General features: G+C 70.9%; 13 protein-coding genes. 6 read left to right on the top strand and 7 right to left on the bottom strand.

The window, feature by feature from the left end; translation table 11 throughout:
• Nucleotides 1-209: 209 nt before the first annotated feature.
• Nucleotides 210-1,079, bottom strand: coding sequence for a MurR/RpiR family transcriptional regulator (locus ACY34M_RS26380; protein WP_462720999.1), 870 nt, complete (start codon nucleotides 1,077-1,079; stop codon nucleotides 210-212).
• A 74-nt stretch (nucleotides 1,080-1,153) separates the two neighbouring features.
• The gene (locus ACY34M_RS26385) at nucleotides 1,154-2,617 is read right to left on the bottom strand and encodes an aromatic amino acid ammonia-lyase (RefSeq protein WP_462721000.1); all 1,464 of its coding nucleotides are present in this window, start codon (nucleotides 2,615-2,617) and stop codon (nucleotides 1,154-1,156) included.
• 179 nt (nucleotides 2,618-2,796) lie between these two features.
• Here ACY34M_RS26385 and ACY34M_RS26390 point away from each other — a divergent pair, with 179 nt between their 5' ends.
• Genes ACY34M_RS26390 through ACY34M_RS26415 form a run of 6 tightly spaced genes read left to right on the top strand, consistent with a single transcriptional unit; the run spans nucleotide 2,797 to nucleotide 8,080 of the window.
• Entirely contained in the window at nucleotides 2,797-3,918 is a 1,122-nt protein-coding gene (locus tag ACY34M_RS26390) for an ABC transporter ATP-binding protein (protein WP_462721001.1), read from the top strand.
• Complete coding sequence (locus ACY34M_RS26395; protein WP_462721002.1) at nucleotides 3,915-4,571, top strand: ABC transporter permease; 657 nt, start codon at nucleotides 3,915-3,917, stop codon at nucleotides 4,569-4,571. Before ACY34M_RS26390 ends, ACY34M_RS26395 begins: the two co-directional genes overlap by 4 nt.
• A gap of 7 nt (nucleotides 4,572-4,578) precedes the next feature.
• The gene (locus tag ACY34M_RS26400; protein WP_462721003.1) at nucleotides 4,579-5,256 is read left to right on the top strand and encodes an ABC transporter permease; all 678 of its coding nucleotides are present in this window, start codon (nucleotides 4,579-4,581) and stop codon (nucleotides 5,254-5,256) included.
• 20 nt (nucleotides 5,257-5,276) lie between these two features.
• Entirely contained in the window at nucleotides 5,277-6,212 is a 936-nt protein-coding gene (locus tag ACY34M_RS26405; protein ID WP_462721071.1) for an ABC transporter substrate-binding protein, read from the top strand.
• Nucleotides 6,213-6,224: 12 nt separating this feature from the next.
• Nucleotides 6,225-7,637 carry a purine-cytosine permease family protein gene (locus ACY34M_RS26410; protein ID WP_462721004.1) on the top strand — a complete coding sequence of 471 codons (1,413 nt, stop codon included), beginning with the start codon at nucleotides 6,225-6,227 and terminating at the stop codon, nucleotides 7,635-7,637.
• An 11-nt stretch (nucleotides 7,638-7,648) separates the two neighbouring features.
• On the top strand, nucleotides 7,649-8,080 hold the full coding sequence (locus ACY34M_RS26415) for a hypothetical protein (protein ID WP_462721005.1): 432 nt from the start codon (nucleotides 7,649-7,651) through the stop codon (nucleotides 8,078-8,080).
• 69 nt (nucleotides 8,081-8,149) lie between these two features.
• On the opposite strand, the gene ACY34M_RS26420 is transcribed toward ACY34M_RS26415, so the two are convergent.
• The 5 genes from ACY34M_RS26420 to ACY34M_RS26440 form a co-directional block, all read right to left on the bottom strand.
• Nucleotides 8,150-8,524 carry a hypothetical protein gene (locus tag ACY34M_RS26420; RefSeq protein ID WP_462721006.1) on the bottom strand — a complete coding sequence of 125 codons (375 nt, stop codon included), beginning with the start codon at nucleotides 8,522-8,524 and terminating at the stop codon, nucleotides 8,150-8,152.
• 44 nt (nucleotides 8,525-8,568) lie between these two features.
• Nucleotides 8,569-9,078, bottom strand: a complete 510-nt coding sequence (locus ACY34M_RS26425) for a roadblock/LC7 domain-containing protein (RefSeq protein WP_462721007.1) — start codon at nucleotides 9,076-9,078, stop codon at nucleotides 8,569-8,571.
• A 59-nt stretch (nucleotides 9,079-9,137) separates the two neighbouring features.
• Nucleotides 9,138-9,902, bottom strand: coding sequence for a transcriptional regulator (locus ACY34M_RS26430; protein ID WP_462721008.1), 765 nt, complete (start codon nucleotides 9,900-9,902; stop codon nucleotides 9,138-9,140).
• A complete protein-coding gene (locus tag ACY34M_RS26435) occupies nucleotides 9,899-10,312 on the bottom strand; it encodes a hypothetical protein (protein ID WP_462721009.1) in 414 nt (137 codons plus the stop codon). The genes ACY34M_RS26430 and ACY34M_RS26435 overlap by 4 nt, the downstream gene beginning before the upstream one ends.
• Nucleotides 10,313-10,491: 179 nt before the next feature.
• Nucleotides 10,492-11,856 (bottom strand): APC family permease, encoded by a 1,365-nt coding sequence (locus tag ACY34M_RS26440; RefSeq protein WP_462721010.1) that lies wholly within the window; start codon nucleotides 11,854-11,856, stop codon nucleotides 10,492-10,494.
• Nucleotides 11,857-11,951 lie beyond the last annotated feature (95 nt).

Here is an 11,951-nt window from a genome sequence, read left to right on the forward strand (position 1 = left end):
TGTCGGAAGGGGGCGGGAGCGGCTCCCCGCCCCAACCGGCAGCGAGCGGCGTCAGGAACTCCGGAGCGGCTCCCGGACCTCCAAGGACGCCCTGGGCGCGGCACCCGGCCCTGACCCGGTGCACGCCCGTCGCGGGGACCGCCGTCGTCCCGCCCCCCGTTCACGGGGGTGCGGCGGTCCCCGCGCTACTCGCTTTTCCCCTGCGGGTGTTACTCCACGAACAGTCCGCGCTCCGCCGCCCGTACGTCGAACTCCTCAAGACGTGCCTGGGCCTGCGGAAGCCCGTCGCACATCGCCTCCAGGAGCACCCGGCCGAGCAGCATCGGCGCGCACGCCGTGTCGAAGGCGAGGCCCGTGCCGACGGCGGCGGGCAGCAGCAGGTCGGAGTGGCGGGCGACCGGGGCGAAGGCGGAGTCGGCGACCGTGACGACCGTGAGGCCGGCCTCCTTCGCGTACGCGAGGGTGTCGACGACCTCGCGCGGGTGCCGGGGGAGCGCGAAGCAGAGCAGGGCCGTGGCGCCCGCGCGGACGGCCGCGTCGATGCGGTCGTCGAGCATCGTGCCGCCCTCGTCGAGCAGGCGTACGTCGGGGTGGACCTTCGCGGCGAAGTACGAGAAGCCGAAGGCCTGGGACGCGGCCGCGCGAAGGCCGAGCACGGGCAGTGTGGGGGACGCGGCGAGGAGCCGGCCCGCGCGCTCGACCGGCTCCGGGTCGGCGAGCAGTTCGGCGAGGTGCCGGAGGTTGGCGATCTCGGCCTCGACGGCCTGCTGGTACTCGTTGGCCTTGCTGGTGGCGGCCGGTTCGGAGGGGGCCGTCTCGCGCAGGTGCTTGCGCAGCGCCGGGTAGCCGTCGAAGCCGAGCGCCACCGCGAACCGGGTCACGGACGGCTGGCTGACCCCGGCCAGCTCGGCCAGCTCCACGGACGACAGGAACGGCACGTCGGCGGCGCGCCGCACCATGCAGTGCGCGATGCGGCGCTGGGTCGGGGTGAGGCGGTGCCCCTCGAAGAGGTGCTGGAGGCGGGTGGCGGGGCTGTGCGTCCCCGGTCCGCTCTGTGTGCTGTCCGTGCGCTCGCTCATGTCTCCCGCCACGTCTCCCGCCGGTCCGTTCAAGGACCTCATTTCAAGGGCCCCATTTTTGTGCATGATCCTGTTCAGGGCGCCACGAGGCGGTCCAGTACGCCCGCGGCCCGCTCCACGTCGACCGTCAGCGGCCGGTCCGCCACGTCCGACGGCAGCTCCTGCGAGGCGAGCGCGAAGGCCCGGCCCACCGGAAGCTCCGCGTCCGGGTGCAGGTCGCGCAGCCGCAACGCCCGTACCGCCGCGACCAGTTCGCATCCCACCACCTGGCGGAACGCCGCGCACGCGCGCAGCGTCTGACGGGCCGCCAGTGAGGCGAAGCTGGCCTGCTCCTCGACGCCGCGCGAGAGCACGGCGTGGCCGAGGGAGGCGGGGGCGGAGAAGGCGCGCAGGTCGGCGAGGGCGCCACCGGCCGCGTACTCCAGGATCATCACGCCGGACGAGGCCGGTTCGCCGTCCGCGAGGAACGGGCGCAGGCGGGTGAAGGCCGGTTCGTTGAGCGTGGAGAGCCGGGACGTGGACAGGCGGGCCACCTGGCTGATCGCGAGGCGGAAGTGGTCGAGCGCGAGGGCCAGTTGGGCCATGTAGAAGCCGCCGTGGTGGTAGGCCGCCATGTCCGTGTACGAGATCAGGGGGTTCTCCGCCGCCGCGTTGATCTCCACGGTGAGGACGTCCTCCAGGGCGTCCGCCGCGTCCTGCGCCGGTCCGTGGATCTGCGGCACGCAGCGGAAGCCGTACGGGTCCTGGATCCGGCCGAGCGGGGGCGTGGGGCGGTCGTCGGCGCCGAGGATCTCGCGCATCCGGGCCGCGACCTCGAAGGAGCCCTTGTGGGGGCGGGACTCGTGCACGGGCAGCGCGTACGCCTCGTAGGAGCCGTCGACGGCCAGCAGGCTCAGGGCCGTCACCAGGTTCGTCGCCGCCAGCAGATCGCGCAGCTCGTGCAGGGCGAGGGCCGCCTGGCCGAGCGTGAGGGCGTTGGAGGAGATCAGGGCGAGCGCGTCGTTGTTGTCGAGGGGCTGGGGCTCCGGCGGGGTGCCCTTGCCGCGCCACGGGTGCTCGCCGGCCAGGGCCAGGCCCATCTGGGACAGCGGCGCGATGTCGCCGGTGCCCACCGAGCCGTGCTCGTTGACCGCCGGGTACGCGCCCGCCTCAAGCGCCTCGCACAGCGCGGTGACGACCGTGGGGCGCAGGCCCGCGCCGCCCGCCAGGAGTTGGTTCGCGCGGACCGCGAGCATCGCCCGCACCTCGCGCTCCGGCAGTTCGTCGCCGATCGCGCCCGCGTGGCTGCGCAGCAGGCGCAGTCCGTGGTCGGCGGCGGCGTCGGTGGGCACGTCCTCGCTGCGGTTGGCGCCGACGCCGGTGGAGCGGCCGTAGACCCTGCCCCACGCGGCGATCTCACGCGCCGCGTTCCAGGACTCCTCCACGCGCTTCATGGCGTCCGTGCCGGGGACCGGGCGGGCGCTCGCACGGGCGAGGCGGACCACGTCGGCGACCGGGAGGCCGTGGCCGTCAAGCACGACGACCGGCTGTGACACCATGTGCTGTTTCCCCTTTGAACGATGTTCAAATGCCCCAAATGGGGCGCCCGCGTCTCACGCATCGGTCACCGACTCCGGATTTACCGATGATTTACGCGGAGGCATTGACAAGTTATTCACGTACCGAGAACTCTGCATGACGATATGCAGCACGGGCAAGAGGACTCCAGAGGCGCTCCATGATCCAGTTCGAAGCGGTCCACAAGCGGTTCCCGAACGGCACGACAGCGGTGCACGATCTCTCGCTCGACATGCCGGAAGGGGGCGTGACCGTCTTCGTCGGGTCGTCGGGCTGTGGCAAGACGACCAGCCTCCGGATGATCAACCGGATGGTCGAGCCCACCTCGGGCACCATCCGGGTCGGCGGGCGTGACGTCCTCGAACAGGACGCCGCCGAGCTGCGGCGTTCCATCGGGTACGTGATCCAGCAGGCGGGTCTCTTCCCGCACCGCACCGTCCTCGACAACGTCGCCACCGTGCCGCTGCTGCTCGGCTGGGGCCGGAAGAAGGCCCGGGCGGCGGCCGGTGAACTGCTGGAGCGGGTAGGGCTCTCCGCCGAGATGGGCAAGCGGTACCCGCACCAGCTGTCCGGCGGTCAGCAGCAGCGGGTGGGCGTGGCGCGGGCGCTTGCCGCCGATCCGCCGGTGCTGCTGATGGACGAGCCGTTCGGTGCGGTCGACCCGGTCGTGCGCACCCAGCTCCAGGACGAACTGCTACGACTTCAGACCGAGTTGAGCAAGACGATCGTGTTCGTCACGCACGACATCGACGAAGCGGTGCGGCTCGGGGACCGGATCGCCGTGTTCCGGGAGGGCGGGCACCTCGTGCAGTGTGCTCCGCCGGAGGAGCTGCTGGCCCGGCCCGCCGACGCGTTCGTGGCGGACTTCCTCGGCGCCGAGCGGGGACTCAAGCTGCTGTCGCTGACGACGCTGGGGGATGTGGCGCAGGGCGCCGCGCCGGAGGGCGGTTCGTGGGAGCTGGTGCTCGACGAGGGCCGTAAGCCGGTCGCTTGGCGGGAGCGGGACGGTGGGGCGTCCGCCCCTGTGCGGGCGCTTCGTGACGGTGACTCGTTGTTGTCGGCGTTGAACGAGTCGGTGGCGTCGCCCGTGGGGTTGGTCGTCCGGGTGGACGCGGATGGGGTGTTCACGGGGGTGTCGTCGCGGGACGACGTCCATGAGCGGTCCGGTCGGGCGCATCTTGACGCTCAGTCCGGCGAAACGTCTCGGGGCTCTGCCCCGGACCCCGCTGCTCAATCGCCGCAGGGGCTTGAAAATGCCGAAACGGCCGGAGGCGCCGCGTGAGCGTCGACTGGTCCTGGATCGGGGAGCATCAAGGCGATCTCGTCACCCTCTCCCTCTCCCACCTTCAAGCCGCCCTCAGCGCGGTGCTGTTCGGGCTGGTGATCTCGTTGCCGCTCGCCGTCGTCGCGCACCGGATACGGGCGCTGCGCGGGTTTCTGCTCGGGATGTCGAACGTCCTGTTCACGATTCCGTCCATCGCCGTCTTCGTGCTGCTGCTGCCCGTCTCCGGGCTCACCCGCACCACCACCGTCATCGGCCTGACGATCTACACGCTCGTCGTCCTCCTGCGGAACACCGTCGAAGGGCTCGACTCGGTGCCCGCGAAGACGAAGGAGGCCGCGAAGGCCATGGGGACGCGGCCCATGCGGACGCTGCTCACCGTCGAGCTGCCGCTCGCGCTGCCCGTGATCATGGCGGGCGTGCGGATCGCCACCGTGATGGCCATCTCGCTCGTGTCCGTGGCGACCTACATCGGCGACGGAGGCCTCGGGCAGCTGTTCACCGACGGGTTCCAGCGGAACTTCCCGACCCCCGTGATCGTCGGCGTCGTCCTGACCCTGCTGCTCGCGCTCGTCGCGGACGCAGCTCTCGTCGGTGTCCAGCGGCTGCTCACCCCGTGGGCCCGTACGCGCACTCGGACCCGGAAGGCCTGAACCCGCCATGTACGAACTGTTCAAGAACCTCGGGGCCTGGCTGGTCGGCGGGGAGCAGTGGAGCGGCGGCGACGGCATCGCCACGCGCATCGCCGAGCACCTCCAGTACTCGCTGCTCGCCACGCTCGTCGCCGCCGCGATTGCCCTGCCGGTCGGGCTGCTCATCGGGCACACCGGGCGCGGCGCCTTCATCGCCATCAACCTGTCGTCCTTCGGGCGGGCGCTGCCCACCGTGGGCCTGGTCGTGCTCGTGTTCCTCGCGAGCGGTCTTTCGATGTGGCCCGTCTACATCGCGCTTGTCGCGCTCGCGGTGCCGTCGATCGTCACCAATACGTACGCCGGGATGACCGCCGTCGATCCCGAGGTGCGGGACGCCGCGCGGGGGCAGGGCATGAAGGCCCATCAGGTGCTCTTCCAGGTCGAGTTGCCGCTCGCGCTGCCGCTGATCATGACCGGGCTGCGGCTCGCGCTCATCCAGGTCGTCGCCACCGCCACCATCGCCGCGTACGTGTCCTTCGGCGGGCTCGGCCGCTACGTCTTCGACGGGCTCGCCCAGCGGGACCTGGTGCAGGTGCTCGGCGGGGCCGTGCTCGTCGCGGTCGTCGCCATCGTGCTCGACCTCGCGCTGTCCGGGCTCCAGCGGCTCCTCTTCCGTCACCGCCCCACCACTCTCAAGTCCGCCTAGGAGCACGCCAGATGAGCAAGATGAACCGACGTACTCTCCTCGGCGGGCTCGCCGCCGCGGCCTCCGTCCCCGCGCTCGCCGCCTGCTCCAGCGGCATCACTTCCCTGGACCAGCAAGGGGGTTCGCTGTCCGGGGGCGGCTCCAGCAAGAAGGGGGTCACCATCGGCACCGCCAACTTCACCGAGAACCAGGTCCTCGGCTACCTGTACGCCGCCGCGCTCGACGCGGCCGGGGTGAAGACGAGCGTGCGGCCCAACCTCGGCACCCGCGAGATCCTCATCCCCGCCCTCAAGGGCGGCGACATCGACCTGCTGCCGGAGTACCAGGGCGCCCTCCTGCACTACCTCGACACCAAGGCGAAGGCCACCGAGGAGGGCGAGATGCAGAACGCCCTCGCCATGGTGCTCCCCGAGGGCCTGCAGATCCTGCCGTACGGGATGGCCGAGGACTCGGACGCGTTCGTGGTGACCCGGGAGACCGCGAAGAAGTACAAGCTCAAGTCGCTCGCCGACCTCGCGAAGCACAACGGGAAGCTCGTCATCGGCGCCGCTCCCGAGGTCAAGAAGCGGCAGGTCGGCGCCGTCGGGCTCAAGGACGTGTACGGCGTCGAGTTCAAGGAGTTCAAGTCCCTCGACTCGTCCGGGCCGCTGGTGAAGGGCGCCCTGAAGAAGGGCGACGTCGACGTGGCGAACCTCTTCACCACCGACACCGACATCGCCGCCAACGACTGGGTCGTCCTCACCGACCCCAAGAACCTGGTCCCCGGTCAGCACGTCGTCCCGCTGATCGCCGACCGCAAGGCCGACTCGACCGTCCGCAAGGCGCTCGCGCGCCTCGGCAACGTGCTGACGACCGAGGACCTCACCGAGCTGAACCGGCTCGTGGACAAGGACAAGAAGGACCCCGAGGACGTCGCGAACGACTACGCGCGCCGGCACGGGCTCAGCAAGAAGTAAGGAGGCCATCGCATGGCAGCGGTAGTGGAGAAGCACTCCATCGACGTCGTGCCGGACAGCGAGCGGCACGGCAGCGCGTTCAACCAGTTCACCCTCTGGCTCGGCGCGAACCTCCACATCACGGCCGTCGTCACCGGCGGGCTCGCCGTCGTCTTCGGCGGCGACGTGGTCTGGTCGCTGATCGGGCTCGTGCTCGGCAATCTGCTCGGCGGCGCCGTCATGGCGCTGCACTCGGCGCAGGGGCCGAAGCTCGGGCTGCCGCAGATGATCCAGTCCCGCGCCCAGTTCGGCGTGAAGGGGGCCGTGGTCCCGCTGCTCCTCGTCATCCTGATGTACGTCGGGTTCTTCGCGAGCGGCACCGTGCTCGCCGGACAGGCCACCGCGCAGCTGACGCACACCAACGACACGACCGGCATCATCGTCTTCGCGCTCGTCACGGGGATCGTGGCGACGGTCGGCTACCGGGTCATCCACGTCCTCGGGCGGGTCGCGAGCATCGTGTGTGCGCTCGCCTTCGTCTACCTGGCCGTGCGGCTCTTCGACCGGGTCGACGTCGGCTCGCTCCTGTCGGACGCGCACTTCTCGCTGCCGATGTTCCTGCTCGCCGTCTCCCTTTCGGCCTCGTGGCAGCTCGCCTTCGGCCCGTACGTCGCCGACTACTCGCGCTATCTCCCGCGGACGACCAGCGGCAAGGCCACGTTCTGGTGGACGCTCGCCGGCTCCGCGCTCGGCTCGCAGTGGTCCATGGCGTTCGGTGTGCTGGTCGCGGCGAGCTCGGGCGAGAAGTTCATCGACAACCAGGTCGGGTACGTCGTCTCGCTCGGCGGGGCGGGGCTCGTCGCCTCGTTCTTCTACTTCGTGATCGCGCTCGGCAAGCTCACCGTCAACGTGCTCAACACGTACGGCGGCTTCATGTCGATGGTCACCGGCATCAGCGGATTCCGCGGGCAGCGGGTCCTCTCGCAGCGCGGCCGGGCCCTCTACATCGGGACCATCATGGTCGCGGGCACCGTGGTCGCGCTGGCCGGCAAGGACAGCTTCCTGACCTCGTTCAAGGACTTCCTGCTGTTCCTGCTGACGTTCTTCACGCCGTGGTCCGCGATCAACCTGGTCGACTACTACCTGATCTCGCGGGAGCGCTACGACCTGCCGGCCCTCTTCGACGCGAACGGCCGCTACGGCGCCTGGCGCTGGGACGCGCTCGTGGTCTACGGGGTCGGGCTCCTCGCCCAGCTGCCGTTCCTGGCCACCGCCTTCTACACCGGCCCGCTCGTCGAGCCGCTCGGCGGGGCGGACGTGTCGTGGATCGTGGGACTCGTCGTCCCGGCCGCCCTGTACTGGCTGCTCGCCCGGCGCGGTGCGGGGGACCGGCCCAGCGAAAAGACGGGGGACAGCCCTACTGCGGTGGGGGCCGCCGCTCCGTAACGTCGAGCGGTATGGAAGCCCGCGAGCGTACACGCGACGCCGAACTGAAGAAGGAACTCGACGCCACCCTGCACGCCCGCAGGGAACTGGGCGAAGAGTACGAGCCGGCGCTCGTCGACTCGTTCCTGGACAAGGTCGAGCAGCGGCTCGACTCGGTCGTCGACCGCAGGGTGCGACGACAACTGGCCGAGCACCGGATCAGCGTGGCGCGCGGCGCCCGCGACTCCGGCGCGGAGAACTGGGGCGAACGCTTCGGCTTCGCCGTGGTCTCCCTCGTCCTCGCCATCCCGCTCTCCGCGATCGCCGTCGTCCAGGCCGGACTGGCCGGCCTGTTCGTGGCGTGGGCCGGGATCGTCGGGGTGAACGGGCTGCACGCGGTGCGCTGGTGGCCCGCCCACCGGCGGGAACGGCGGGACCGCGAGGAGTCCGACTGGGAGGGATAGACGTACGGAGACGCGCGGGGCGCCGTGCCCGGTGGGGCGCGGCGCCCCGCACGCTCTCGACGGTGGTCCTCAGACCTCCAGCTCGTTCTCGATCTTCTTCAGCTGATGGCGGGCCATCGCCAGGTTGGCGCGGGATTTGTCGAGCACCAGGTACAGGAACAGGCCGTTCCCGCCCCGCCCCTTGAGCAGCCTGATCAGGTGGTACTGGGTGCCGAGGGTGATGAGGATGTCCTCGATCCCGTCCTTGAGCCCCAGCTGGTCCATGGTGCGCAGCTTGGAGCGGACGACGTCGGTGTTGCCCGCCGCCGCGACCTCCAGGTCGAACGTCTTCGATCCGCCGATGGTGCCGAGGGCCATGCCGCTGGTGTAGTCGACGAGGGCCGCGGCGCTTGCGCCTTCGATGGAGGCGAGGGCGTCCTTGAGTGCGGTCTCGGTGTTGGCCATGATGCTTGGTCCTTTCGTGCGTGTACTTCAGGGCGTGCCGGCGGTCAACGCATGGGCTGTGTCGGCACGTTGGGGGACGGCCGGACGGGGAGTCCGGTCTCGGTCGTCGTGGTGCTGGGCGCCGTGCGGGCGCGGGCCCGGCCGCGGGTGCGGGGGGCCGGTTCGCGCGGCGTCTCCTCCTCGTCGGAGGGAGTGGTGAGTTTCCCGATGCGGGCGCCGGAGCGGCGCCCCTCGAGATGCAGGCGGCCGACGTTGACCCGGTCCTCCGCGAGGAGCGTGAGGACGGCGGTCTCCCCGGCCGCGTACGTGGCGACGTAGCCGCCGGCCCCGCGCACCAGGAGCTCCCGGAAGGCACCCTGCTCGGTGGCGTCGGCGAGCCGCTGGGCGACGCCGAGCGCGGTGGCGGTGAGCGCGGCGATCCCCTCCGGTTCGACGCCGGGGGTGTCGTGGGCGAGGACCAGGCCGTCGACGCTGGCCGCGATGGCGCCGGTGACCTGCGGTACGCGGACTCTCAACCGCTGGAGTTCGGCGATGAGTTCGGCCTCGTCGACCATCGGAGGTCTCCTTTCAGGGGTACGCGAGGAGCGCAGCAGGCGTCTCACAGGGCCTCCAGTCACAGGGCCTCCAGACCGGCACGCAGCCGCCGCAGCAGGGCTACGTCGGGGTCCTCGACGACAGCCAGCTCGGCCAGCTCGGGCAGTGCGGGCGGCGCCGGAGCGGGGACGGTGGCCACCAGTCCCGACGCGACGAGGCGCCGCAGGTCGACAAGGGTGTGGAAGGCGGGCCTGCCCAGGGCGAGCGCTATCTGGGGGGCCGTGCGCGCCCCGTCGACCAGGTCGAGGACGCGGCGTCTGCGCGGTGGCACGCTCGGCTCGCCGAGGGTGGTCCGGGTGAGCGGCGCGGTGTCCGCGCCCGCGTCGGGCCAGATCCGCTGGAGCAGCTCGCGGCGGCGCAGCGTCTCCCGCTCGACGGCCGCCACCGGCACCGGGCGCACCGAACCGAACCAGTGCGAGACCCCGTACCGGAACCGGCTCGGCCCGCTGCTCGGGGCGAGCGTGAAGTACGAGGCGTCGAACAGGGCGCCCAGATGGCACAGTTCGAGGGCGCCGTCGGAGAGCCGGCCCTGCTCGACGAGGTAGCGGCCGACCCGCTGCAGCGCGCCCGCCCGGTCCACGGCCTCCGACCAGCCCTCGGCCTGCACCGCGCCGCCCGTGGTGAGGAGCACGCCCATGCCGGGCGTCGCGGGCGACTCGGCGTGCACGACCCTGCCGTCCTCCAGGTAGAGGGTGCCGTGCTCCCGGATCAGTGCTCCGGTGGCCTGCTCGTCGGCGAGCCGGGTCAGCATCGGCGAGACCCCTGTGTGGAGGTCGGCGGTCATCCCAGGACCATCCGGTCGGCTATGTCGGCGAGCCGCAGCCGGGCGAGCGCGAGGTTGCCGTCGTCGCGGTCGAGCCACAGATGGAGGAAGACGCTGCTGTCGAAGGTGGTGCGGACGAAGCGGATCAGGTGGTAGCTGTCGCGGCTGGTGACGATGACGTCCTCGACGGGCGGCGCCTTGTCGCCGGTGGAGCCGAGGGTCCAGTCGTTGCCGTCGGCTGGGGCGAACGCGCGGTGCTCGGCGGCGATTCTGGCGAGTTCGGCGGTCTCGGCGGCGGTGGCCTCGTGGTCCTCGTTGCTCGAGTCGCCGACCGTGCCGAGGGCGAGTCCGCTGGTCCAGTCGACGACGGAGGCGCCGCGTGCCCCCGGAAGCCGCATGACTTCCAGGAGGCACTCGTCGATTCCGGGCACCCCTGCCCCTCCCCACCGCGATCGCCATGTGTGCAACTGGTGCACGAGTGACGGCGACGCTACGCAACGTACGGAGGGCAGGTGAGGCTTAGGGCATTTCCCGGTGGAACATGCGGCAGAGGGCTAGAATCCGCCAACTGGCTTGCGGGGTAGTCACGTTCGGATGATCGTCCGGCGCCTCAGTCCTCCCCTTGCGCCTTCAGTACCACCTTGTTGACCACCCACAGTCCGATGCCGATGGCGACGAGCACGCCCGCCCGGATGTAGACCTCGGCGGGCCGGTCGGCGAGCGGGCTGGCGAGGATCAGCGCGGTGAGCGCGCCGAGCACCGGCAGGACCGTCGGCGTACGGAAGTGCTGGTGCCCGACCCGGTCCTTGCGGAGCACGAGCACGGCCACGTTGACCACGGCGAACACGCACAGCAGCAGGAACGACGTGGTGTCGCCGAGCCCCTCGATCTCCCCGGTCGACACGAGCCCGACCGCGAGCAGCGACACGAAGACGATGCCCACGACGGGGGTGCGCCGCCGGGGCAGCACGCGGCCCATCGCGCGCGGCAGGATGCGCTCGTTGGCCATCCCGTAGCAGAGCCGCGAGGCCATCATGATGTTGATGAGCGCGGAGTTCGTGACGGCGAACAGGGCGATGAGTGCGAAGAGTTGGTGCGGGAAGGAGATTCCACCGGCCTTCACCACCTCCAGCAGCGGCCCGCTCGACGACTCAAGGACCTTGTGGTCGACGAGCAGCGAGGACACGAGCGCGACGAGCACGTAGATGGTGCCGGTCACGGCGACGCCGATGAAGATCGCGCGCGGGAAGGTGCGGGTCGGGTCCTTGGTCTCCTCGGCCATGTTGACCGAGTCCTCGAAGCCGACGAACGCGAAGAAGCCCAGCGCCGTCGCCCCCAACACCCCGGTCATCAGGGCGAATCCGGTCCCGTTGGTCTCGAGGTCGGTCAGCCGGGAGGGCTCGCCGCCGCCGGTCAGGACGGCGTACGCGCCGATGGCGAGGATGATGACGAGCCCGGTCAGCTCGACCAGGGTCAGCACGACGTTCGCCTTCACGGACTCGCTGACGCCCCGCAGGTTCAGCGCGGCGAGCGCGAGCACGAAGAGGATGGCGACCAGGGTGGGCGGCAGCGCGCCGTTCGTCAGCTCGCCGAGGTAGTCGCCGCTGAAGGCGCGGGCGGCGGCGCTCGCGGACGAGAGCCCCGAGCACATCACCATGAAGGCGACGATGAAGGTCAGGAACGGCACCTTGAACGCCTTCTGCGCATAGAGCGCCGCGCCCGCCGCCTTCGGGTACTTGCCGACGAGCTCGACGTACGAGGCGGCGGTCAGCAGCGCCACGACGAAGCCGATCGCGAACGGCAGCCACAGCGCGCCGCCGACCTTTCCCGCGACCTTCCCCGTGGTCGCGTAGATCCCGGTGCCGAGGATGTCCCCGATCACGAACAGGATCAGGAGTTTCGGCCCGATGGCCCGGTGCAGCGGGGTGTCGCCCGGTGCGGCCCGGTCGGCGGTGGATGGCGGTGGGCTTGTCACTGGACCTCCCGCGGGATGCGTGGACGTACGGCTGTGAACGCGGCGCCAGGTAGGGATTCCCCCGGCAGCTATTGACTAGCCTTATTCACGAAGTC

This window comes from Streptomyces sp. EDA2-14, from assembly GCF_054963755.1.